General features: G+C 43.6%; 17 protein-coding genes. 4 read left to right on the forward strand and 13 right to left on the reverse strand.

What is annotated here, in order from left to right:
- Positions 1–5: 5 nt before the first annotated feature.
- From BM257_RS06300 to BM257_RS06350, 11 genes are all read right to left on the reverse strand, one after another.
- The gene (locus BM257_RS06300; RefSeq protein ID WP_092069844.1) at positions 6–731 is read right to left on the reverse strand and encodes an RloB family protein; all 726 of its coding nucleotides are present in this window, start codon (positions 729–731) and stop codon (positions 6–8) included.
- A 4-nt stretch (positions 732–735) separates the two neighbouring features.
- On the reverse strand, positions 736–2,013 hold the full coding sequence (locus tag BM257_RS06305) for an AAA family ATPase (protein ID WP_092069847.1): 1,278 nt from the start codon (positions 2,011–2,013) through the stop codon (positions 736–738).
- Positions 2,014–2,141: 128 nt separating this feature from the next.
- Positions 2,142–3,065, reverse strand: coding sequence for a DUF4268 domain-containing protein (locus BM257_RS06310; protein ID WP_092069850.1), 924 nt, complete (start codon positions 3,063–3,065; stop codon positions 2,142–2,144).
- 39 nt (positions 3,066–3,104) lie between these two features.
- Positions 3,105–5,315 (reverse strand): hypothetical protein, encoded by a 2,211-nt coding sequence (locus BM257_RS06315; protein ID WP_092069853.1) that lies wholly within the window; start codon positions 5,313–5,315, stop codon positions 3,105–3,107.
- Between the two features lie 56 nt (positions 5,316–5,371).
- On the reverse strand, positions 5,372–6,007 hold the full coding sequence (locus BM257_RS06320; RefSeq protein WP_092069856.1) for a C39 family peptidase: 636 nt from the start codon (positions 6,005–6,007) through the stop codon (positions 5,372–5,374).
- A gap of 11 nt (positions 6,008–6,018) precedes the next feature.
- Entirely contained in the window at positions 6,019–7,116 is a 1,098-nt protein-coding gene (locus tag BM257_RS06325; RefSeq protein ID WP_092069859.1) for a restriction endonuclease subunit S, read from the reverse strand.
- A 32-nt stretch (positions 7,117–7,148) separates the two neighbouring features.
- Entirely contained in the window at positions 7,149–7,967 is an 819-nt protein-coding gene (locus tag BM257_RS06330; protein ID WP_255405590.1) for a metallophosphoesterase, read from the reverse strand.
- Between the two features lie 79 nt (positions 7,968–8,046).
- Complete coding sequence (locus BM257_RS06335) at positions 8,047–9,609, reverse strand: type I restriction-modification system subunit M (protein ID WP_092069865.1); 1,563 nt, start codon at positions 9,607–9,609, stop codon at positions 8,047–8,049.
- Between the two features lie 4 nt (positions 9,610–9,613).
- Positions 9,614–10,387: a DUF2971 domain-containing protein gene (locus BM257_RS06340; RefSeq protein WP_092069868.1), complete on the reverse strand. Its 774-nt coding sequence runs from the start codon at positions 10,385–10,387 to the stop codon at positions 9,614–9,616.
- Positions 10,388–11,021: 634 nt separating this feature from the next.
- Complete coding sequence (locus tag BM257_RS06345; RefSeq protein ID WP_092069871.1) at positions 11,022–12,386, reverse strand: ATP-binding protein; 1,365 nt, start codon at positions 12,384–12,386, stop codon at positions 11,022–11,024.
- 367 nt (positions 12,387–12,753) lie between these two features.
- A complete protein-coding gene (locus tag BM257_RS06350; RefSeq protein ID WP_092069874.1) occupies positions 12,754–14,031 on the reverse strand; it encodes an ATP-binding protein in 1,278 nt (425 codons plus the stop codon).
- 935 nt (positions 14,032–14,966) lie between these two features.
- Between BM257_RS06350 and BM257_RS06355 the strand changes: the two genes are divergently transcribed.
- The 4 genes from BM257_RS06355 to BM257_RS06365 all read left to right on the forward strand — a co-directional run bounded on the left by BM257_RS06355 (position 14,967) and on the right by BM257_RS06365 (position 22,492).
- Positions 14,967–15,452, forward strand: coding sequence for an HU family DNA-binding protein (locus BM257_RS06355; protein ID WP_092069877.1), 486 nt, complete (start codon positions 14,967–14,969; stop codon positions 15,450–15,452).
- Positions 15,452–15,553 carry a smalltalk protein gene (locus BM257_RS14780; RefSeq protein WP_177216037.1) on the forward strand — a complete coding sequence of 34 codons (102 nt, stop codon included), beginning with the start codon at positions 15,452–15,454 and terminating at the stop codon, positions 15,551–15,553. Before BM257_RS06355 ends, BM257_RS14780 begins: the two co-directional genes overlap by 1 nt.
- 250 nt (positions 15,554–15,803) lie before the next feature.
- Positions 15,804–19,706 (forward strand): malectin domain-containing carbohydrate-binding protein, encoded by a 3,903-nt coding sequence (locus BM257_RS06360; RefSeq protein WP_092069880.1) that lies wholly within the window; start codon positions 15,804–15,806, stop codon positions 19,704–19,706.
- Complete coding sequence (locus tag BM257_RS06365; protein WP_092069883.1) at positions 19,703–22,492, forward strand: glycoside hydrolase family 2 TIM barrel-domain containing protein; 2,790 nt, start codon at positions 19,703–19,705, stop codon at positions 22,490–22,492. Before BM257_RS06360 ends, BM257_RS06365 begins: the two co-directional genes overlap by 4 nt.
- A gap of 3 nt (positions 22,493–22,495) precedes the next feature.
- On the opposite strand, the gene BM257_RS06370 is transcribed toward BM257_RS06365, so the two are convergent.
- Both BM257_RS06370 and BM257_RS06375 read right to left on the reverse strand, forming a co-directional pair.
- Positions 22,496–24,016: a sodium:solute symporter family protein gene (locus tag BM257_RS06370; protein ID WP_092069886.1), complete on the reverse strand. Its 1,521-nt coding sequence runs from the start codon at positions 24,014–24,016 to the stop codon at positions 22,496–22,498.
- Positions 24,007–24,939, reverse strand: coding sequence for a dihydrodipicolinate synthase family protein (locus BM257_RS06375; RefSeq protein ID WP_369821307.1), 933 nt, complete (start codon positions 24,937–24,939; stop codon positions 24,007–24,009). Before BM257_RS06375 ends, BM257_RS06370 begins: the two co-directional genes overlap by 10 nt.

The following is a 24,939-nucleotide window of genomic DNA, read 5'->3' on the forward strand; positions in this document are numbered from 1 at the left end:
AGGCATTATCTCTCTTTAAATGCTTTATAAACGTACGAATAAGACTGGTTCTTTAATTCATCAGCAACTACAGCCGCATTAATGTTGTTTTCTGCCCGTTCAATGGCTAATTCCAACTTTCCGTCATTGCATAATTCAATTACCCAATCAGGACTTTCTACATATTTCTTGTCTTTTAGTAGGTTCAGTAACTTTTTGTTTGTACCAAGGAAATATGGCAACATGTGGGGCGATAGTAACTTCTGCAATTTTGTTCCACAACTTTTAATTAGTTCAGTGTAATTTTCAAAATGGAGTAAGAACCAGTATTCAATGCTTGGCATACTTGGGCATAACACGACACTCCCTTCACCAATTTCTCGCCTGAGATTATCTTCAAAAGTTTGGTGTTTTTTTTGATTAGTCTCATTACAAAAGACAGTATCTAAATCAAACACACAAAAGATTTTTGCTCCAGCATTATTTTTAATGATGTCCTTTATCCTTTCAGGGAATATCTCCGTATAACTGGCCTCATTTCCAAAATATTTTGGAAAGATATTGAACTTATATCCTGTTGTGTCATTTATATGTGTAAAGTAATAGCGCTCGGTATTGGTTCCGCCACTGATAAGGAATGGGTACAACGGCCCCATGTCCCTTGTTCCCTCATCTTCTTCTGGAGAGGGAGTAGGTACAGCCTCAAAAAACTTTTGCTGCTCAACGACCTCTGCTAATTCTCTTTCTTCCATCACATTATTTCATTGTTGCCCCAAAACGCTTATTGCGATAAGCCTCTCTGATTGACGACAAGCGGTTTACACCTCTGAAATCTGTAAGTTTATACAAATCCGTCACACCAGCCTTGTCCTTTTCAGAAAACCACACGGAATCTTTTCTGATGAGATCATCCACTAAATCTAATAACCCATCGTTATGGGTAGTTACAATTAGCTGCGATTTTGATGAAGTCTTTAGATATTCAAATAGAATTTTCTCAAGCAATTTTGGATGTAATGATGTCTCTATTTCATCTATTGCTAAAAAAGCGTTCTTTTGCATTGCAGTATAAAGAGCGCATTCTAAGCCAAACGTTCGCATTGTACCTCTTGATTCTTCGTCTTCCTCAGAACTAAGCCTATAAACCTCAGTCCCGTTACTATTTTCTACAGTATGTTCAAAATCGGTCTGTAAATGTTTTATCGAACGCTCGTTCTTTAAACGCTCTTTTTCTTTTTCAGGAAGATCTTCAACATGAAGTAGCATATCCATTAGTTCTTTGGGGATAGGCTTATCAATTGTATTGGTTTTAATATTTGTGATATTGAAATCTGCTTCGTGAAGAAAATCAAGAATGTAATTGGTTAACTCATTATTATTTGATGTTTTTCTCTGTGCGTATTGTGTCAGATTTGTAGACGGGGTTATAGTCTGCATTACATTTTTCATCCATTCTTTTGCAGAATCAATCAAGGGAATATTTGCATTAACTTGATTACGTGCAGCAAAAAAAGACATATTATTCAAACATTTTACCATAATACTGTCTTTTACCACATTACTAACTTTTATTGACTTAAAGTTAATAACAGACTGTCCATCCTTAAGCATTCTTTCAAATAACAGAACAGGTTGAGTCGTTTTATAATAAGATAGTTTCTCCAAATATACTTGATATTTATCCAATTCTAACTGATAATTATACTTCGTATCTTCAACAAAGAATGTCATGTCGAAAAAAGAATGCTCGTTTGATGAAACTTGATTCAATTTGAATGGCATATTTCCTGTCTTTTCATCTATATCATCTTTTTTTTCAAACCAGAAATCAGACAAAAAATCAAATACTCTTAACAGATTTGATTTACCTGAAGCATTATAACCATACACAATTGCAAAGCGCAAAAGCCTCGTGTTCTCATTAATTTGTACTACTTGAGAATCTTCCGCGAACTTATCGTTAGAAGCCTCAAAACTGAATTTAACTTCATCCTTAAATGAAAGAAAGTTTTTAATTTTAATTTCCTGTATCATATCTGTGCATTATTTTTTGCTGCAAATATACAGATAAATCCCAATAAATCGATATTCTATCTGTAAAATCTGCGTAAAATTTGCAATTTTTTAAAATAGAAGCAAAAATTTTCTGTTTTCATTACGTACTACTCGCCAAACTTCGATGCAATTTCTTTATAGATGATAGCTTTCTCCAAGAACCAATTGTAGGCTTTCGGCCAACATTCCCGTTTTTTGGGATTGATATTGGTTGTGATGAATATGCGACATGCTTTCTTTGCCTCCCGCCATTCCACCTCACTATTCAACATTGTAGAGATTTCATCCTTATGCATCTTGAAACGCTCAAACAATTCCTTATCATCATTAATATAAATATCTGCACCAATACTTTGCTTTTGAGTGTTGATGGTCAAGGCAACATGATAGGCAGAACTGCCTATGCTCAAATCATACCAATGTTGAGGCATTGCTTTGCGTGCATGGAAATTGCGAGTAAAGTCATTGTTGTCGCTCATCGCCTCATTAAAACCTGTCCAGAATTCAAGTTTAAGAAGGTCTGTATCAGAAAGTCCTTCTATCGTCTTCATCGTTTTAGACCAGTCATTGGGCCTTTCCACAATATTGAAGCGTGGTGCCTTTGCCGAGTCACCAATCTGCCACAATTCTATTTCCAATAAGAAGAATCCGATATTGTTATCTGTATGCTGGTTCAGCCACTCAATCGCCTGACGATGTTCGTCACGTGCTCGCTTCACCACCCAGACAATCACTTCAGCACCTTTACCGGAGGCGTATGTAATCAGTTTGCCGAGATGGTCGTGATTGGTATCTTCTAATTGATTCTCAATAATCACACGACGATTAGTCCCCACTTCTTTAGCAAAGATATCCACATTAAAACTACCGACGGACGATTCCCTTTCCTCCAGTTCCAACTCAATATCTATCGCATCACCCAGCAGCGTAAGATTCTCCTCCTGCACCAACCACTTTGTGAAATCATTTGCCTCATGAGGCCATACCGACCTTAAATCGGTAATTCTTATCATCTTGCCTAATGTGTCCATCTTTTCAATTGTTTTGTTTTTTTAACATATTTGCTAATGTCACTCATTTTCGTTTAACTCTTTTATGAGCTGTTGCTGTTCTTCAACCAAATTCATGTATTCCTTTTCTGAATATTGAAATTGTAAATATTGTTTTTGTCTCAAAACTTCTTCTTTCTTTTGAAAGAATTCCTTTATGTTTATGCTATCACAGAAGAAACCTGCATATGTCCAATACAGGATTCCAACTATCAAAGGAATGATGTAGATAAGCCATTGAACACAGTCATGTTTCCAGAAATTATACGTGAACCAAGCCCAAACACACAGAACTATAAAACCAGGACAGAAGAACTTAAATTTATAATTTGTCAAATCGCTATGGGCTTGTTTTTGCGCATTATTCTTTCTTAATTCTAACGATGCTATCTCTTTAGCTATTTGTTTAAGCCTATCTTTATTTTGCCTTTTCTCAAATTGGGAGGTCAAATCATTAACGATTTGCTCGTGATTCTTTTCGCTATTCTTTATCTCCTCGACTTTAGAGGCAACTTTCTTTTTTAGTTCTTCTTCTTTCTGAGCTAATTGTAGCTCATAGTCTGTTTTCAATTTCTCATTTTTTTCATCTATTCTAGTCTTATGTGCTTTCAGATCTTCAATTGAGACTTCAAATTTCTTAATAATGTCATCAAGCTTTTTACCTCTTTCTATTTCAATTTGGTTTTGTTTGTTTGCTTCTTCTTTGACGGCCTTATTGAAAGCAGCAGTATCAGAAGAGGCCAGTTCATTCAGTTTCTCTAAATTACGTATTTGCCCATTAGCAATTCTTGTGGATAACAAGAAGACATCTCTTTCAGAAATATTTTCATCTTTATATTTCTGAATATTGTCATCTAATTCTTTTATAATTCTAGCTTTTGGCAATGATTTGTTTAACGTAAAAGCAACAAGTGAAGTAAGGCCTATGTCAACCATGTCTTTATCATTCAGTATTCCCATACTTGGATTACTTAACCATAGTATATTTAGCAAATCATCAACTTTAATGGTTTCAGGCATTGCTCCGGAATTATTTGATGCTAACAACCGATCTATACCTTCATTATCAAAATCATGAGAGATAGCATTATTAACAAACCAGCAATTAACATCTTCAAAACTCTTGCATGACTTGCCATTTCGTTTATCTCTAACATAAGCTAAGCACATTGCATCATGAAGAGCTGCTTTGTGATTACTACGATAGTTCTTCAATTGAGAGTAATCGCTGCTATATTTTGCGATATTTTTAAGTTTTTCAGTATGAGGAACAACCAACACTCCAAAACCCGCTAGAGAGTTTTCTATGTTATCACAAATCCTTTCCAAATCAGTCTTTGAGTATTTATGTCTTGAACAGGCATTATAAATATCCTCTTTGTTAACATACTTTTGAATGATGGACTTGTCAAAATTGTTTGCTTTGAAAGTAAGTAGACCTTTTATTTCTTCGACAGTGTCAATCAACACATGCAAAGAAAAGCCTAAAGACTTACTTACCTCTATAAGTTTCCTACATGTATGAGTCGATTCTGGTGTGTTAAGATCCAAAAGACTAACAACAAAATTGGTATCTAATAACAAGTCAACGTCAACTTTTAAGTTTGACGGTGTATATTCTAACAAACTACATATTATGGTACCTAAATAAATGTCTTTAATTTGGTCATAAATATCAGGTATAGCTCTAAAGTGTTCCACGAACTTTGCCTCTATGGTATAATCCTCACCATCAGCCACTTCTTGATGTGAAATATAGTAAGAAAGAGATGCTTTGTTTTTCTCTATAAATCGAATTATATTTGCGTTCTGAGAGGGTAGACCATTTGCTTTACAAAAAGCTACGAACAAACTTTGAAGGCTATCAATTTCCTTTTCTTTACGACTCAAAAAAATGTCATAATCTTCAAAAACGTAATCTTTTATCCAAAAAGAATCATCATTGTACAACTCAAACACATGCTCTTGCCTATTTACTTTATTTGCAATATATCTTAAAACCGTTCGCAAAACAGGTAGAGGAATATCAACTTTATAATTGTCATTGATTATGCTTCGGATTTCGTTGATACTTTCTCCTTTATATTGCTCTTTAGAAACATTCATAAAATGTAACCCCTTTTTCACTAAAGGGACAAATATCTCTAAGGGGCCTTGAACCAAAGTTCCTGAGTTTCTTACATGAGCAAGAAAACTATATGCAAGTGCTCTTTTTGAATAATTATCGTTCATATCAAATTCATATTTATTGCCCCATCTTCGCCAAAAGCAAAGAATGTAATTCGGTATTATTTCTTTTTTATAACCAAAGCTTCGTCAACTTGTATCTTTTCTTTTTCTACAAAATTCAAAGCATTGTATTTACGGGTGCTATTTGAGTCAATTTGGATTACATTGTTCCAGTATTGTCCCGAAGGCATAGAATAGCCAGGATCTAAAATGTACAACAATACACCATTGGCATTCTTTTCGTAGCCAATAGCGACAACTGCATGTCCTGATTTTCCCTTGCGTTGAAAAGTTAATTCTACAGGGTTATTATTGTCGAGTGCTTTTAGAATGTTTGGCATAAAGTCATCACCATCCTGCCCTATGGAGTAGTAATCGGTGTGAATAATCTTTTGGAAAGAATGCAATAGCTCATCATTTAAATCGTTCAACTCATACCCATTTCTCACAAAACCATTGTTATATAAGAAATTTCTTATTAGACGCCCCTTCGAAGTGTTTCCTTTGATTTTTTCATCATTAAGATTGACAACTTCATTTCGGTGAATGGCACGTGCTATTATCAAGCACATCATCATGCTATAGACTGTACATGCACCATCCATTGCACCTTGCTGTAGATGCACTTCCTGTTTGGTTCCTTTTACCATCAGGCCCATGTCCGACAATTGTAGTCTATTAATAATCTTTATCATGGCACGATATTTTATTGCCCCATCTTCGCCAAAAGCAAAGACTGTAATTCAATTAATTTCTCATTCTCCTTTTCGCAGAATGATATAGAGTTATCTATTATTTCAACTTGTTTGTTAAACTCTTGTATCAACGGGACCGGAGGTATGATTATGTTTTTACTTTCCATGTCAGGAACTGTTAACTGACTCTGAACAGATCCTGAGCCTTTTATATTTGAATAATTCAAATAATAAAATAGGTATTGCGTTACATCCTCGTCATGTGGAATGACAACAATAAGTCTTACTATAGGAACGAATGGTCGTTTTCTTAAGAAACAATAGCCAATAGTTCCTCTTGCAGATATAGTTATGCTCTTTGTTGTAATAACAGGCTTTGTAGTAAAACCAAATATTCCTTTATTTTCGATACCATTAGCATAAACTGGCACATTATATTCCTCTGTTTGTACTTCTGAGAAATCATGTGGTTTATCACCACCCGCTTTTATATTCGCCACTTCTCCCAATGTTCCCATTCTCCAGCCTTCGGGGAGGTTTTCTTTGTCGATGTTATCGACGAAGGTTTTGCGGTAGAGGGCTTGGGCGGTGGCTTCGAGATGCTGAATCATCTGATTGTTGAGACGAATGCGGTTGGTCAGCGTTTCGTATTCTGATACGATTTCACGCTGACGAGTGATGGAGGGGATAGGGAGCATGACATCACAAAGTTCGTCCCAATCGAATATCTCACGAGCACTTCCATGTGAATGAAAACGTGCATAGCGATCAAACTCAGGACGACGGAACCACATCATCAAATACTCTGGCAATAGCTGTTCGTGGTCTGTTACCTCAAAAACGGTATAAGCCTGAGAAACAATGGCATTATCATATTTGTCGAGCAAACCTATTGCTATCTTGTCACCACGTCGGGAAGTATCTGCTATATAAACCAATTGGTTTCGCTCCACAATTTTGTAAGTGGACATATCTGTGCCAATGGTATTAGCAATCGAAGGCATGAACTCCTTCGATACACTAAGCCCAAGCAAATTCGTAACCTTCAACTCCCGATTACGCACATTCACTTCTCTGATATAATCGCCTAAACGCTTGTATGTTGTCATTCTTCTATCCTCAATTAATTTGCAATCTCGTTTTATACTTCAATCATAGCAGAAGGGTTAAATCCGTTCTTCAGATGTTCACTATGTGAGATATAGCCCAGTTGGTTGGACACAATGAGTGTGTCGCCTATTTGTGCTCTGATGTTGCGATGTGAATGTCCATATATCCAGTAGTTAATCTGACTACCTGCAATATAATTGCCCAATTCTACTGTGAAAGCACCGTTAATATTGCTATTTGAAAATTCTGCAGCAGTGCATAATTGCGTGGGAACATGATGCGTAAGAACAATTATCTTTTTTGCGTCACATTCTGAAACAGCCTGTTTGATGAATGTGAGACAACGCTCATGTTCATGGTTGAAATCATCTGCAGTCAGTCGATGTTCACCATACATGATACGATAGAAGTCGCTCACACTCTGCTCTGTCTGGAATGCATTTTGGGGCTCTATCTTCGACCATAATGTAGAAACGATTATGTCTATATCGTCCAGATGCACTATACAGTTGTAGTATACATGAACATTATGGCGAATCTGTTTGCAGAAGCCGTTTGGCATAGAGGACAAGTCATAATATCCGTAAAAGTCGTGGTTGCCCAGACACACTATAACCTGGCTGTAATGCTGACTCACCCAATCCCAGAATTTATATTCAGAATAAGTGTCGCATTCCGAGTTTGGAAAATCAAGATATGCAGTATCGCCGGCAACAAGCAAAATGTCACCAGTTACCTCCAATGGATGTTTTGCTATCCACTGACGATTCTTAGGGAGCTCCAAATGGAGGTCACTGACATACTGGATCCGTATGCCATGTGATATGCTTTTATTATCTGGTTGCATCATCTATTTTCTTCGTTATCTTATTCATAGCGACTTCTCTTTTCTTTCCAATTCTTTCCAGTTCTTTAAACATTGGAAAGAATTACAAACCATATCCCAACTTCTCAAAAAGGGCTTTTAGTTCCTGTTTGCTTGCATCTTCCTGTTGTAAGAGGTCTCGCATTTCTGTTTGCAGTTGGCGCATCTTGATATCGAAGTCAATCTGCTCATCACGATTGCGGAACTCAATGTATTTGCTTGGTACAAGACTCCAACCTTTCTTCTCAATCTCGTCGAGGGTGGCAGAATAGCAGTATTCCGGCTCATCGTGATAGGTCTCTTCATAGCCTACACGCTGCCAATTATGGAAGTTCTCGGCAATCTGCTGTATCTGCTCCGTAGAGAACTGGATGTATTTCTTCTCGAACGGCTCTCCCCACTGGCGCAAGTCGATGAACAGTACCTCGTCCTCACGATTGCGATAGCGAACCATCTTGCCGTTCTGCTCCACGGTGCGAGCCTTTTTATTGTTATTGAGAATCCAAAGCGTCACGCTGATGTCAGTAGAGTAGAACATATTACGAGGTAGGATAACAATGGCTTCCACCAAATGGTTCAGAAGCAGTTGCTTGCGGATTTCCAGTTCTGTGCCGTCGCCACTCAGCGCACCATTGGCAAGAAGGAAGCCAGCCGTACCGTTGGCAGAGAGCTTAGAGACGATATTCAGAATCCAGCCATAGTTGGCATTGCTTGTGGGTGGCACGTCGTAGCCTGCCCATCGTGGGTCGTCCTTCAGTTCGTTTTCTGCCCGCCAGGCCTTCTGGTTGAATGGAGGATTAGCCATAATGAAGTCTGCCTTCAGGTCTTTGTGCTGATCGTTATGGAACGTGTCAGCAGCCATTTCACCCAAGTTACAGGCAATGCCACGAATGGCAAGGTTCATCTTCGCCAGTTTGTAGGTGGTATTGGTATATTCTTGTCCATAGACAGAGATATCACGCTTATTACCGTGATGCGCCTCAATGAACTTCATACTCTGAACAAACATACCACCAGAACCACAACAAGGGTCGTAAATCTTGCCACGATAAGGCTCAATCATCTCAGCTATTAGATTGACGATGGTCTTTGGAGTGTAGTATTCTCCCTTTCCTTTACCTTCAGCAATAGCAAACTTACCCAAGAAGTACTCATATACACGTCCCATCAAGTCGTGCTCAGGGTCTTTCAGCGTATCTATCTTGTTGATCTCATCAAGCAATGCAGCCAGTTTCGTTCTATCTAATGAAAGCCCTGCATAATAGTTGCTCGGTAAGGCACCTTTCAGCGATGGGTTACTCTCTTCCACCTTTGCCAAAGCTTTATCTATCTTGATAGCAATATCGTTCTGCTTGGCGTTCTCTATCAGGAAGTTCCAACGGCTCTCAGGCTCCAGATAGAAAACATTCTTGGCGTTATAGAATACGGGATTGTCAACAAACTGCCCCTTACCCTCAGCTTCCAACTCATTTCTGCGCTCCGTAAATCGGTCATAAGCATATTTCAGGAAGATAAGACTCAGCACCACGTGCTTATACTCCGATGGTTCCACAGAGCCTCGCAGTTTATTCGCCGATTCCCACAGCGTTTCTTCTATCGATTTCTCTTTTATCTGTTTCTTTGCCATAATTCTAAATTTGTTCAGCCTTCAGCCGAAAAGCTTCAGGGTCTATTGTCATTTGGTAAATCTTTATATCGTGATTTATTTTTCTAGCGATTTCTATTATCTTTGTTTTGTTTCTTTTCAGCATGTTTACACCGAGATAAACAGACTCAAAACAATCGGCTGTTAAAGGAGGGTAATGTCTTATTTCTTTTCCATCAACATATTCATCTCCATTAGCATCTGCATCCTTATATATTTCCACTGGAATAGATCTACTTGCTTGAATCCATGCAGGATCCTTTGTTATTAAACGTACTTCTTGTTCATGTTCCCATGCTTTGGCTTTAGTACAAAGAAGATAATTCCAAAAATCGGCATCTGGTTTAAAATAATCAGGCTTTTGCAGAATGTCCCTATATTTTACTTCTAAAAAATGGGGGGGCATCATGCCCCAAAAACCACGTTGGCAACAATTGAGTACGGCCTCTTTGTTTAACCCAATACAGATACCTTTATGATTGTTATAATATGCCCACATCAACAATGAATCATATACTTTCGATAAACAGCAAATCCAAGTGTGATTTCTCATGTTCTCCATATCACTCTTTCCCTTTCTAGTAAGAAAATCTACTGGAGGCCAATTATTTTTATTTATTGGAGCATGAGAATAATCAAACAATGCTGGGTGACAGTCAAAGGGATCATTAAACTTGGTGGCATTAGTAAACTGTAGATTGTGATTTTCAAGCATCAACAATCCACCTTTTACATCCAAATATTTATATAAAACACTCATGTAGTAATCCTTTTTAACTCTATCAATCGATTCAGAGTCTCAATGTCTGTGTAGCATTTGCAAAAATAATAAAAAAAAACAACATCACAAAAAATAGCGTTCATATTTTGGGGTTTCGTTCAGTTCTTTGTAACTCTGACTTCGTCTAAGATACTCACGCTCGAGAAAACTCAAATGAAATTTGGTTTTCTGCTCACTTAATCGTGAAACGCAGGGACAGGTTCCTGTTACGCTTTCTACTCCTCAGGAATCCTGCATATGGAGCTGCTTGAGTGTGCGAGGTCGATATCGACGCTGTACATGTTCTTTTGTTTTTAGTTACTGTCCACAAAGATACGAAATATTTGGATTATAACAAAGATTTTTACAGGGAATTTAAAAAAAATCAGCCAAAATCATGAAGACTGGGCTTTCTGGATTGTCCTATTATTTCAATTTATAACATCCTTCCACCTTGTTGTGGGATTAGGACTTTTGAGTGAAACATTATATTTTGTATATTCCTTTCTTATTATTAATTTAGCACCATGAAACTGATAAAAGGAGAAGGATTCATGGTTCATGGTGAAGGGCGGAAGATGTAAGATGTCTGAAGGCTGATGTCTGAGGGGTGAAGGGTGAAGGGCGAAGGACATCAAAAAATGTACTCTTCTTTATCAATTTGAGATGTCTCTGCTTCCATAAACATTACAAAATAGATGGGCATATATGTAACCTTGCCATTTTGATAGACCTCGCGCTCGTTGGAAATGACAGTAGCTGAAAGGACGTTATATTCTGGATTCTTTAGCAGATTATTGAGGGCACTGTGTACCTTGTAGTCCTTGCCAGACTTAACTTCTATCGGATGAACACTCATCGTTGTGTGATTGTCAATCAAATAGTCAACCTCGCCCTGCTTGCGGTTATCATAGTAGAAGAGCTTATGACCATGTGCACGAAGTTCCTGGGCAACGACATTTTCATAGACGGAACCAAGATTGATGCTGCATATATCGTCGAGAACAGGACGGATGTTGTTACGATAAAGCAGACCTGTAAGCAAACCTACATCGTTCAGATAAAGCTTCAGCAAGTTCTTCTGCAACGACTCACTTAATGGGAAATGAGGATTAGAGATGGCATTAACAGCTAAAGATATGCCAGATGAAATGAGATACTCAAATTCTTCTTTATACTGGTCGAAGCGGTCACCCTTCTTTCCACGTATTTCCTGCGCCACCACACGCTTCTTCTTATTTTCCATCTGTGAGGGAATCATCTCGTAGATACGACGTATGAGCAGCTTCTTGTTGTGTTCTTTTTCATACTTGGAAGCATCGCTGGCATAAAGGTTGCGGATACCATCCTGTACCTCACGTACCTTCACGATATTATGTGTATCAAGGTAGGTATTGACAGCATCTGGCAGTCCGCCAACCAGTAGATAGCGGCGGAAAAGGTCGAGTACATGGGTGTGACGCTCTTCCGAAAGGCTCTGGCGCTTTTCATAGGACTGTCGCAGCATATTGATAGCCTCGTTTCCGAAGCCGTTGGCAATCAAGAACTCCTCGAAATCAAGCTGGAACATTTCCTTGATAGTAATGCTACCTACAGGGATAGAGGTCGTGTCTTGAAGAGTGATACCCAGCAGACTGCCACTGGCAATATAGCGATAGCGATGATCTTCACGCAGGAATTTCAACATAGTGAGATACTGCGGATAGTGTTGAATCTCGTCGAGGAACACCAACGTATCTTCACTATTGTTAAGCTTGTCACCTGCAACCATGCTGAGGGTCAGATAAAAGTCTTCCTTCTTATGGATGTTCTTAAATAGTTGTTCACCCTCGTCGTCCTCCACAAAGTTGATTTCTATGAAATTCGGATACAGGCGTGTACCTACCTCACGAATACTGAACGATTTGCCTATCTGACGGGCTCCTTCCAGTATCAGAATCTTGTCAGTATCAGACTTCAAATAGTCCTCGATGTATGATGTAATCTTCCTATACAGCATGGCGATTATACACTTTTCAATATGATTTAATAGTCAAAAACTACACTTTTCAACAATATTTCATGCTGCAAAAATACACTTTTCAATTGAAACGACCAAACTTTTCCCTAAAAAAGAAGGAATTTCTAAAATAATTATTACCTTAGCACCAGAGTGAAACAGGTGACAGGTTCCTGTTTCACACAGGGAATTTGAAAAAATCAGCCCAAATCGTGGAGACTTGGGCTTTCTAGATTGTCCTATTATTTCAATACCAAATAAAGGTTATAGGTTAAAGGTTAGCGGTTATAGAGGGAAAAATAGTAAGGAGCGGAGGAGTAAGGGGGGCGAGTGAAGAATGAAGAGTGAAGAGCCTCGTAAATCCCTGCTAATCTTTCAAGCAACCGATAGGTACAACAAATACGCCGTCAGGCCTTCTGTAAGCGTATGGTCCAACTGCTGTGAGAACCATCATGAATGAAGGGTTCTTCATTTTCGTGGTGTCGATAGTGTCGGCAAGACTCTTCAACGCTTCTGCTCCTTCGTTTATCAGCTTCTCACCACCTAATTTTACTTCTATCAGCGCATATGTACCGTTTCTGCGATGCAACACAGTGTCGCACTCCAACCCTGAGCTGTCGCGATAGTGGTACAGCTTTCCGTCAAGCGCTTCAGCAAACACTCGCAAGTCACGTACAGCCATATCTTCAAAGATGAGTCCAAACGAGTCAAGGTCGTTAATCAGGTCTTTGGGTCCCAAGCCTAATGCTGCAGTCCCGATACTGGCATCTACAAAATGGCGAGTGTCACTGGTACGGATTGCCGACTTACTGCGAATATTGGGGTTCCACGCCTCCAGGTCTTCAAGTACAAACAATTTCTTCAGCGCCTTGATGTAATCTGCAACAGTATCCTCATCAAGTGTGTTGGCATCATTCGACAGCATATCTGCCTTGATGGTACCATAAGATACTTGCTGTGAGACGTTACGAGCATAGGAACGTAATAGTATTCGAGTTCGCTCAGCACTGCGCTTCACACCATCTACTCGCTGTATATCTCGTTCGCATACATCATCGACATATCCAAAAGCCTGATCCAAAGCAATCTCTCCTTCAAGTAGTGTAGCCTGAGGCCAACCGCCTCGGCAGGTCAGGTAGGCTATATCCTGTAATTCCAGACTGTTTGACAGAGGTTCGAACGTCTCACCTTCGAACAGACTACGCAAGCTGACACTACCTGTGGATTCGCCCGATTCAAATAGACTCATAGGGCGCATCTTGATTCTGCCTATACGACCTGTTCCACTATGCACGGTCTCTTCTGCCTGTGGCTTTACTGTAGAACCAGTCAGTATGAACTGAGAAAAAGCACTTCGCTTGTCCACTTCGTTGCGGATGGTATCCCATAGCTCAGGTATTGTCTGCCACTCGTCAATCAGTCTGGGCGTTTCCCCCTGCAAAAGCGTCTTCGAACTGATTTCCATCATCTGCTTGCTCTGCTTCAATACCTCAGTGTCTCCCAGGTCAAGCAGGCTTTTGGCCAACTGACGAGCTGTAGTTGTCTTACCACACCATTTAGGGCCTTCAATCAATACGGCACCCTTGCCAGCCATCTTGCGAGATAACAGCTTGTCGGCAATTCTCAGTTTATAATTATTATCCATATTATTTGAGTATTGCTATTTCTGCTGCAAAGTTACTGATTATTATTGAATTATGCAAATATTTATAGATATTTTCGGTTGTTTGTGGTGATTTTGTTCGGTTGTTTGTGGTGATTTTGTTCGGTTGTTTGTGGTGATTTTGTTCGGTTGTTTGTGAAAAGAATTTTAGGGGATTGTCCTATTATTTCAATTTAATAACGTCCTTCCACCTTGTTGTGGGATTAGGGCTTTTGTAATCATGCTTGATAGCATTGGCAAAGACTGCGTACAAGGGGGCTGTCCTGTGCGCATCGGAGTGCCTGCGATCACTTGACGGAGTATCTTCTATGACGTGTTCTAAAGGCTGGTATGCCTGATACTAAAGGCTGTTATACCCCTATGGGAGATACTGGAATACCTCTTAACAGATACTGGAGAAGGGTTCAAGGTTAAGGGTTCAAGGTTAAGGGTTCAAGGTTAAGGGTTCAAGGTTAAGTTCAAGGTACAGGTTAAGGGTTATGGGTGTGTCATGAGTGTCATGAAGGTCATTTGTCATTAAGAGTTTTGAAAAATGGGTGTTTTTGGTTAATAATATATATATTATATATAATATATATATTATTATACTTATTTTAGTAAAAATCCGAAATCCTTAATGACAAATGACCTTAATGACCTTCGTGACCACTTTTAAAAAAAATAAAAAAAAGACACCTGAAAATTCGTAGACCGCAATGGGAATGTTGTACCTTTGCCGTTGCATTGAGGATGTAACGGCGATTGCGGGCTGCGGCTCAGCATAGCTCGAGCGAGCTCGGCTCTGCATATTCCCGAACAAAGTTCGCCTACCCGTAGCCTTTCACCTTGCACCGCAATTGCACTTGACAATGAGGAAGAGCTGCAGATCTGAATCAACACAATCAATCTTAGTAATAACCTTTTAAAAATTTAAAACCATGAGTCAGAAATTTATCAAGCAACAGAACACGAACCCTCGCTCCACCGCATGCGGTAAGTACTTCGCCAAAGCTGTCTACGACAAGAACTTCATCGGGACCAAGATTCTTGCAGACTTCATCCAGACACAGGCTTCCGTGAAGCGCTCCGACGTGATCGCCGTCCTCGACGAGCTGGGTGGTGCCATGAAGCACTTCTTCGAGATGGGTCAGAAGGTGAAACTGGAGGGCATCGGTATCTTCAAGGTGGGCTTCTCCAGCATCGGAGGCGCCAGTCCCGAGGATGTGGGTGCACAGAACATCACCACCCGCCGAGTACTGTTCACCCCTGAGACTGTCCGTGTGGTGACCGGTGTCAGCCGCCGAGCCAACGGTACCATTGCCCAGAAGTTCGCCGTAGCGAAGAATCTCGTGAAGGATGTCGTCTTCGAGGAGACGAAGGAGTACAGTGTGGAGTCAGAGAAAGCAGAGGAGGGAGGTGAGTAATGAAGAAAGAAACACTTAAATGGATCGTTCAGATCATCGCCTCCATCGCCACAGCCCTGCTGACGGCATTAGGAACGACCTCCTGTGTCGGAGTATGCTGAACTAAGCAAAAGCCCTGCTAAGCATCATGCCTGGCAGGGCTTCGTGTGACGGACGAGAACCTTTGACCTTCGGTCGAAGGTACTAACGTTCGAGAAAACTCAAAAAAATTTTGGTTTTCTTCTCACTTATTCGTACTTTGACCTTTGGTCGAAGGTACTCACGCTCGAAAGAAAAAATAAATGAATTTATTTTGTTCTTTGCTCACTTATTCGTACCTTTGCCATATCATTCTACTAAAACGACTTACAGATGAAGAAGATCATCCTTTACCTGCTGTCTTTATTGCCATTAGCGGCAGGTGCCCAGCCCATCACACAAAAGGAGATGAGCCGCATTTACCAAGAGGTACGAACACCTTATAAATACGGTATGGTGGTAGCACCCACCGACAACTACCACAAAATAGACTGCCCTACGGTATTTCGTGAGGGAGACAGTTGGTATATGACCTACGTGGTCTATAACGGCAAGGAAGGACTTGACGGACGCGGTTATGAGACCTGGCTTGCCAAGAGTGACGACCTGCTGCATTGGCAGACACTGGGACGCATCCTGTCCTACAAAGACGATGGATGGGACATGAACCAGCGTGGCGGTTTTCCTGCCCTCATCGACTGGACATGGGACGGTTCATACGCTATCGGACAATACAAGAAGAACCACTGGATGACCTATATCGGTGGACACGGGACGGGTTACGAGGCTGTCCGTGAGCCGTTGAACATCGGACTCGCATGGACAGGTGGTGACATTACGAAACCCCATGAATGGCAATCGGGCAACAGTCCCCTTGTCAGTATCAACGACCAGGACGCCCAGTGGTGGGAAAAGTTGACAGAGTATAAGAGTACTGTTTATGAGTTGAAGAGTGACAAGCGGAAAGGAAAAGGAAAGACGAAGAGCGCACTGCCCAGGGAACTCTCGAAATACCGTTTTATCATGTTCTATAATGCCGGTGGTGTGAATCCCGCCAATGAGTTGAAGGCAGAGCGAATTGGTATTGCTTTGTCGAACGACCTGAAGAAATGGAAACGCTATCAAGGCAACCCCGTGTACTCCCATGAGGCACCAGGAATCATCACCGGTGACGCCCAGATCGTGAAGATGGGAGACCTCTATGTCATGTTCTATTTCTCCGCCTACAACCCCACCCGACAATATGCCGCCTATAACACCTTCGCGGTCAGTCGGGACTTGTTGAAATGGCAAGACTGGACGGGACAGGACCTCATCACACCCTCCAAGACATACGACGAGTTGTTTGCCCACAAGAGTTATGTGGTGAAGCACAATGGTGTGGTGTACCATTTCTACTGTGCTGTCAATAACGACCAGCAGCGTGGTATTGCCGTCGCCACCAGTGTCCCGATGGGACGAAGCGACGTACGGTTCCCGGAGCCCGAAACCAAAGGGCGCCGTACTATCACCAACCTCAATGAAGGATGGACAGCCTCCTGTTCCGCAGGACGTGACAAGACGACGATCAACGTCACACTCCCCCATAACTTCGACGACTACTACGGTTACCGACAGCTCCGGCACGGGAACCTACACGGCAGTGCTACTTACCAAAAGGTGTTCACCACCACGAAACAAGAGGGCAAGCGGTATTTCCTCCAGTTCGAGGGAGTCGGCACCTACGCCACCGTCATCCTCAACGGACATAAATATCCAGAGGAGCTGGTAGGTCGTACGGTATGGACACTGGACGTGACAGACCGTCTGAAGAATGGTGAGAACCAGTTGCGGGTGGACGTTGACCATCCAGCCATGCAGACAGCCTCACCTTGGGTCTGCGGAGGATGCAGCAGTGAGTGGGGATTCTCAGAAGGCAGTCAACCCTTCGGTATCTTCCGTCCAGTCAGTCTTATTGAGACCGATGAGGTACGCATAGAGCCCTTCGGAGTCCATATCTGGAACAATGCCGCCTGTGACTCGGTATTCATCGAGACAGAGGTACGCAACTATGGTAAAGAGACACAGACTGTCGAACTCGTTCAGAAATTCTCCCTTGCCAGCGGCAAACAAGTATTCCGGCATGCAGAGCCAGTGACCATCAAAGCCGGGGATAGTAAGACATTCCACTATGCCGAGCGGGTGGAGAATGTTCACCGATGGAGTCTCGACGACCCCTATCTTTATACACTCACCACGATGATCAAGCGAGCCATCATAGCCGAGGGAGCGGAAAAGACGAAGACAGACAGTAAGATTGTGACTGCTGATGAGGTACGCACCCCATTCGGCATACGGAGTATCTCATGGCCCGTACTTCGAAAGGACGGTGACCATCGTTTCCTGTTGAATGGTCAACCTGTATTCATCAACGGTACCTGTGAGTATGAACATCTTCTTGGCAATAGTCATGCTTTCTCACAAGAACAGATACGGTCGAGAGTCAAACAGATCATCAATGGTGGTTTCAATGCCATTCGTGAGGCACATCAGCCCCACCATCTGCTTTACCAACAGCTATGTGACGAACAGGGTATTCTCTTCTGGAGCCAGTTCTCTGCCCATATCTGGTATGACACACACCGTTTCCGTAATAACTTCAAACGGTTGCTTGTCAGATGGATCAAAGAACGTCGCAACTCACCGTCTGTCATCCTGTGGGGATTACAAAACGAGAGCGTGTTACCCAAGAAATTCGCGGAGGAATGCAGTAACATCATCAGACAACTCGACCCCACCTGTCGTGACCAGCGAGCCATCACGACCTGCAACGGCGGCGAGGGTACAGACTGGAATGTCATCCAGAACTGGAGTGGTACCTATGGCGGCACCGCAAAGAACTATGACAAGGAACTGAAACAGCCTGAGCAACTGTTGAATGGAGAATACGGCGCCTGGCGTACCATCGACCTGCATGGTGATGCCAAATACAGTGAGGAGTCATTCAACTCCCTCCTGGAGACAAAGGCACGTCTTGCCTATAGTGCGAAAGACAGTGTCTGCGGTCACTTCCAGTGGATATTCAACTCACACGACAACCCGGGACGCGTACAACCCGACGGAGCATTACGGCGTATCGACAAGGTCGGTCCTATCAACTATAAAGGACTCATCACCACATGGGAGGAGCCGACTTCCGCCTACTATATGTACAGAAATCTCTCAAAGGACACACCCGTCTCCGAGAACACGGATCTCCCCACTGCCGCCGACCGTAACAAAGAGCTCCTGAAGGGTGCTGAGGGGTATCATTACCTATACCGCATCAACTGTGGCGGTGATGCTTTCACAGACGAGTTCGGACAACAATGGCAGGCTGATGACACCCTCTTCAGTCATTCATGGGGACAGGACTTTGAGGGTATCCATGCCTTACAAGCCTCGCAACGCCATATCACCACCGACATCCGGGGAACGAAAAGCGACGAGCTGTTCCAGTTCTTCCGCTTTGGTCGCCACAGACTATGGTACGACCTACCTGTTCCTGATGGAGACTACCGTATTGAATTGTACTTTGTAGAGCCCTGGCACGGACGCTATGCGGCAGAGACTGCCGATTATGAGGGACTGCGTATCTTCGATGTCGCCGTGAATGATGAGAAAGTCGTCGACGACCTCGATCCGTGGGCAGAAGCAGGATACTGCGGTGCGCTGAGACGTGTCGTCTATACTAAAGTCCAAAAGGGGAATATCCATATCTCATTCCCAGAGGTGAAGGCAGGACAGGCTGTCATCTGTGGTATAGCGATCGCCTCCCAGGAAGCAAGGACCTCACATATCCCCGCACAATCCCTATCATGGCACGCCCTTGATACAGATACGATTGCCAAACTGCCCAAAGAACTGTTGCCGGCGGATACGGAGTCACGTCCCGCTTCCGTTTACGAGCCTGTCGAGGAGAAAGTGAGTAACAAACAAGCCACTCCTGGTACCACTTTCATCATCAAACCCGGTCTTGGACAAGAATACGCCCTGCGCTTCCGCTATAAGAACACCACAGGTGACGCCATCACCGCCCGTATGACCATCATTGACGCAAAAGGGGCTGTGTTGGTAGACCGTGACGTGACTTTCCCGCCAACACCGAATAAGTGGAAGATGCTCTCGACAACTACTGGTACCCAGATCAACGCTGGTACGTACAGATTAAAGATAGAAACAGAACAAGTAGAATTTAAAGAACTCGAAGTACAATGAGAACCGTCATTATATCACTATGCTCCCTATGCTGTCTTTCCAGTCTCGCCCAACAGGAGCACCACGACTGGGAAGACAACCACGTACTGCAGATCAACCGTGAGCCGGCACGAGCCTACTTTATTCCCTTTGGAGAGAAAGCAGGTGACCGTATGTTATCACTGAACGGAGACTGGATGTTCCGATGGACAAAGACCCCCGATGAGCGCATCAAGGACTTCTACCGCACCGACTTCGACGCTTCCGGTTGGAAGACGCTTGTCGTTCCCGCCAACTGGGAAGTCAACGGCTACGGTACTCCTATCTATATCTCCGCCGGTTACCCTTTCAAGATAGATCCTCCTTATGTTATGAAAGAGCCCAAGAAGGAATGGACAACATATGAGGAGCGTAACCCTACCGGACAATACAGGCGGACATTCACCTTACCTGAAGGATGGCAAGAGGGACAGACGTTCCTACGCTTTGAGGGAGTGATGAGTGCCTTTTATGTATGGATCAACGGTGAGAAAGTCGGTTACAGCCAAGGTTCCATGGAACCCTCGGAGTTTAACGTCACCCGGTATATCAAGAAAGGAACAAACCAGATTGCCATAGAGGTATATAAATACAGTGACGGCTCCTATCTGGAAGACCAGGATTTCTGGCGCTTTGGTGGTATTCACCGGAACGTGCTGCTCTATCACACCCCTGACATCCGTCTGAGAGATGTCGCCATAAGGACCCTCCCCCTGATCCCCTCCAAAGAGAAGGGGGAATGGACGCTTGCCATCAATCCACAATTCTCCGTCTACGGTGGTGAGACAGGTGATGACTATCGTCTCGTCGCCACGTTGTCAGACGGCAACCGTCCCATAGCTGTTGACACGGTCGCAGCAAATGAAGTCCTGGACCTCGCCCACAAAGCATCCCGTATGAATGAATGGTATCCACAACGTGGCTATCGTAAGTTCAACCGTATGGAGATGAAGGTCGACAACCCTCACCTGTGGAGTACAGAAAGTCCCTATCTCTATACCCTCTGTCTGCAATTACAAAAAGGAGACGGCACCATCGTCGAACAAGTCAACCAGAAGGTTGGTTTCCGCGTCATCCGTATCGAAGACGGACAGTTGCTCATCAACGGACAACCCATCAAGATACGGGGTGTCAATCGTCATGAGCACGACCCATACAAAGCCCGTGTGATGACAGAGGAGTTGATGCTCAAGGACCTGAGGCTGATGAAGGCTGCCCATGTCAATGCCGTACGACTGTCACACTATCCCAACTGTCCACGTTGGTATGAGCTCTGCGACTCTATGGGGATGTATGTGATGGACGAGGCAGACTGTGAGACACATGGTCTGCGTGGTACACTGGCGTCGACACCTGACTGGGGAGAAGCCTTCCTCGACAGAGCCATCCGTATGGCAGAACGCGACAAGAATCATCCATGTATCATCTTCTGGAGTCTTGGTAACGAGAGTGGTTATGGTCCTAACCAAGCCGCTATGTCAGCATGGCTCCATGAGTTCGACCCCACCCGTCCCGTCCACTACGAAGGTGCACAAGGAGACCCCGACCCCTCAACAGTTGATGTCATCTCCCGCTTCTATCCCCGTGTGATGCAGGAATACCTGAACCCCGGTATCCCTGAGGGCAGCGACAAGGAACGTGCGGAGAACGCACGTTGGGAGCGTCTGTTGGAGATAGCCCAACGGGAAGGAGACCATTGTACATGGATAGGCTCTGACGGTGGACCACGTCCTGTACTGACCAGTGAGTATGCCCATTGCATGGGTAACGCCTTAGGTAATTTCAAGGAATACTGGGACGAGATCAACTCCAACAAACGGATGCTTGGCGGTTTTATCTGGGACTGGGTAGACCAAGGCATCATGAAGATGAAAGATGAAAGATTAAAGATGAAAGATGAAAGATTAAAGATGAAAAATGACTCCGTCTTCTATGGTGGAGATTTTGGTGACAAGCCCAACCTACATGCTTTCTGCATGAATGGCGTTGTGATGAGCGACCGTACCCTGACTCCGAAATATTATGAGGTACAGGCTGTTTATGGCAATGGTCCAGAGGTAAAGGCAAACACCCAGAAGCCCAAGTCGTTGAAAGCAAAGTCCCAGACACCAGCCATCAGTCATTACATCTCAACGATCAAGCCACAAATATTCCGAGCTCCCACAGATAATGACAAGAGTTTCGGCAATTGGTTGGCGAAAGACTGGAAACGTTGTGGACTCGACACACTCCGTATTCCGATGAGCATGGAGCAACAAGGTGACGAATGGACCTTCACTTTCACGATTCCAGACAGTCTGCCACCACTCCCCCGACTGGGTATTGTCATCGAGTTACCCCGTGATTACGAGCAACTGACGTGGTACGGACGAGGTCCCTGGGATAACTATCCTGACCGGAAACAATCTTGTCCTATTGGACTGTGGAAGTCGACAGTCAGTGAACAGTATGTCCATTACCCACGTCCACAGGACTCAGGAAACCATGAGGAATGTACCCTTGTGGAGTTGAAGACAAAGAAAGGAAAAGGGATTCGGATTGAGGCGACAGACACTCCTTTCTCATTCTCCGCACTCCCCTATTCCGCTCCCTATCTTGCCAGCAAGACACATGATTACGAGCTGCAAGACCAAGGGAAAGTCTATCTGTCTATTGACTGTGCGGTGATGGGCTTAGGAAACAGTAGTTGTGGACCTGGTGTTCTCAAGAAGTACACCGTGCCCACAACACCTCAAACTTTACGGATTCGTATATTACCTGTTGAATAATCCTTATTCCTTCCTGCCAGTCTGGTAAAGCCAAGTGGCAAGGAAACCCACAACGAAGATCACTGTCGTACCCAGTACGATAGCGAGATAAGGATGCAGATGCGGACCCGGCAACGACCACATCGAGGCAAGAGATATCCATGCGATGACCATGATACCAGCCACACACCCTAAGAAAGCTCCTATGCGGTTGATCTGCTGGGGGATGCATCCTAACAGGAAAAGTCCCAACATACCACCTGAGAAGATACTTGACAACGTCCACCATGCATCAATGATACTTTCCACGCTCAGCATGGCGATAGCCACACAGGCACCTAACAGTCCCACACCAAAGCTGCTCAGTCTCACGATGGCAAGCTCCAATTTCTGATGCTTATGATGATCATTCGGATCATGGTGGCGAAGATGATCAGCCATACGACGAGCCCTTAAGAAGAAAGGACGGACGTAATCCGTCAGGATAATCGTGGCTGCTGAAGTCACGCTGGTAGACACCGTACTCATCCCGGCAGCAAAGATAGAGGCGATCAACAAGCCACGCAGTCCGACAGGTAGCCCATTGACGATGAAATACGGGAACACGTAGTCTGGTTTCTTCGCGATCTCCTCCGGCAAGGTGGCGACACCTGCCGTATAATAGGAATACAAAGCAGAACCTATCAGGAAGAACAGTGCCGATACCGGAATAAACAGATAACCTCCAAAAAGTGCGGAGAATTTCGCATCCTTGTCTGTCTTTGCCGCATGATAACGTTGTACGTAGTTCTGGTCAATACCATAGTTCTGCAGGTTAATAAAGATACCATAGATCATACAGACCCAGAATGTAGAGGTCGTCAAGTCCGAAGAGAAAGCACCCAGCGAGAACTTGTTTCCCTCCGGTGAGTTAATGGCAAGTTCAAAAGTCTGCATGGGACCTTCCGGCATAGAGAACATCAAGATTCCAAGACACAGGATCGCACCACCGATCAAGATGATACCCTGGATCGCATCTGCCCAGATGACAGCCTTCAGTCCTCCTAACATCGAATAGATGATGATACCGATAGAGGTAGTAATGATCACCACATGCAGGTTCCATCCCATCAGTATATACATGGGGACGGCAAGCAGATAAAGGATGCTACCCATACGGGCAATCTGGGTTAACAGATAACATGCCGAGGCATAGAGACGCGCCCATGCTCCGAACTTCTCCTCCAAGAAAGTATAGGCAGAGACAGAGCCGCTATGCCTATAGAATGGCACAAAGTACTTAGCGGCGAAATAGCTCGCTATAGGGATTGACAGGGAAAAGACAAAGGCATTCCAATCAGCGGCGAACGCCTTACCCGGATAACCGATATAACTGATACTCGACACATAGGTGGCAAAGATAGACATACCCACGACCCAACCCGGGATGGAATGTCCCGCGGAGGTGAACTCATCGGCGGAACTTCCTTTCTTGAAGAAAGAACAGCCGAAGACCACCACACCCAGTGTGAAGACGATAAAGATGACAAAATCTATCAGATGCATAGTTTTCCATCTTTTATCGGCAAGGCTGCAAGTGCCTGACGAATCTTCTCGCGTTCTGGTTCCTCAAACTTATAGAAGGGAGAGGCGACAAAGTCGTCCTTGATGATACCCAACAAAGAGAGGGCACATTTCAGACCCTTCAGATAACTGGAACCATGTTTTCCTACGGTATATATACTGGTCGATATCTGCATGATATACTGCTGCAACTGACGTACACGAACCAGGTCACCAGCACGTGCGGCATCATACATTGCCACATACAACTCCGGGAACATATTCGCACCACCATTGATACCACCATGTCCACCCAGCAACACACACTCACCTGTGATCTCCTCAGGACCGACGAGCATCGCGAAGTCAGGACGTTCCTGCATCTTATACATCACAGACTGGAAATAGACGGTGTTGGCACTGGAGTCCTTGAAACCAATCACCTGTGGGTTTTGTGCGATACGTCGCACGGTATCAGGAGCAAAGCTCACCTTCACATGTGACGGCATATTATAGAGGAAGACGGGAAGCGGAAGTTGCGGTACCAGTTCCTCATAGAACTGAGCAAGTTCTGGTTGTCCCGTAGCAAAATAGTAAGGTGGAGCGGATACGACACCATCGGCACCACAGTCAGCAGCCACCTTAGCGAGTTTGATACTCTCCACGATACTGGTATCGGTGATACATGCGAGTAACGGCAGGCGTCCCTTGTTGATGCGGCATGACTCCTTGATCATCTGTTTACGAACATCATAACTCAGGCTTTGCTCCTCACCAGTAGTGCCGAGAATGAAAAGTCCGTGGACACCCCCTGCTATAAGGTGTTCTATCAGTCGCTCAAGACTCTCAATATCAAGTGTCTCATTATCTTTCAAAGGGGTTACAAGTGGCGGAATGATTCCGCTAAGTGGTTTGTTCTGTATCAT

The organism is Prevotella sp. tf2-5 (genome assembly GCF_900115435.1).
Taxonomy (GTDB): domain Bacteria; phylum Bacteroidota; class Bacteroidia; order Bacteroidales; family Bacteroidaceae; genus Prevotella.

What these genes read in the sequence shown, in the direction of transcription:
- BM257_RS06365 (WP_092069883.1), top strand. Translation starts at nt 19,703, where the DNA reads ATGAGAACCGTCATTATATCACTATGCTCCCTATGCTGTCTTTCCAGT.
- BM257_RS06330 (WP_255405590.1), bottom strand. Translation starts at nt 7,967, where the DNA reads ATGATGCAACCAGATAATAAAAGCATATCACATGGCATACGGATCCAG.
- BM257_RS06315 (WP_092069853.1), bottom strand. Translation starts at nt 5,315, where the DNA reads ATGAACGATAATTATTCAAAAAGAGCACTTGCATATAGTTTTCTTGCT.
- BM257_RS14780 (WP_177216037.1), top strand. Translation starts at nt 15,452, where the DNA reads ATGAAGAAAGAAACACTTAAATGGATCGTTCAGATCATCGCCTCCATC.
- BM257_RS06345 (WP_092069871.1), bottom strand. Translation starts at nt 12,386, where the DNA reads ATGCTGTATAGGAAGATTACATCATACATCGAGGACTATTTGAAGTCT.
- BM257_RS06305 (WP_092069847.1), bottom strand. Translation starts at nt 2,013, where the DNA reads ATGATACAGGAAATTAAAATTAAAAACTTTCTTTCATTTAAGGATGAA.
- BM257_RS06340 (WP_092069868.1), bottom strand. Translation starts at nt 10,387, where the DNA reads ATGAGTGTTTTATATAAATATTTGGATGTAAAAGGTGGATTGTTGATG.
- BM257_RS06355 (WP_092069877.1), top strand. Translation starts at nt 14,967, where the DNA reads ATGAGTCAGAAATTTATCAAGCAACAGAACACGAACCCTCGCTCCACC.
- BM257_RS06375 (WP_369821307.1), bottom strand. Translation starts at nt 24,939, where the DNA reads ATGATACAGAACAAACCACTTAGCGGAATCATTCCGCCACTTGTAACC.
- BM257_RS06320 (WP_092069856.1), bottom strand. Translation starts at nt 6,007, where the DNA reads ATGATAAAGATTATTAATAGACTACAATTGTCGGACATGGGCCTGATG.
- BM257_RS06325 (WP_092069859.1), bottom strand. Translation starts at nt 7,116, where the DNA reads ATGACAACATACAAGCGTTTAGGCGATTATATCAGAGAAGTGAATGTG.
- BM257_RS06300 (WP_092069844.1), bottom strand. Translation starts at nt 731, where the DNA reads ATGGAAGAAAGAGAATTAGCAGAGGTCGTTGAGCAGCAAAAGTTTTTT.
- BM257_RS06360 (WP_092069880.1), top strand. Translation starts at nt 15,804, where the DNA reads ATGAAGAAGATCATCCTTTACCTGCTGTCTTTATTGCCATTAGCGGCA.
- BM257_RS06370 (WP_092069886.1), bottom strand. Translation starts at nt 24,016, where the DNA reads ATGCATCTGATAGATTTTGTCATCTTTATCGTCTTCACACTGGGTGTG.
- BM257_RS06335 (WP_092069865.1), bottom strand. Translation starts at nt 9,609, where the DNA reads ATGGCAAAGAAACAGATAAAAGAGAAATCGATAGAAGAAACGCTGTGG.
- BM257_RS06310 (WP_092069850.1), bottom strand. Translation starts at nt 3,065, where the DNA reads ATGGACACATTAGGCAAGATGATAAGAATTACCGATTTAAGGTCGGTA.
- BM257_RS06350 (WP_092069874.1), bottom strand. Translation starts at nt 14,031, where the DNA reads ATGGATAATAATTATAAACTGAGAATTGCCGACAAGCTGTTATCTCGC.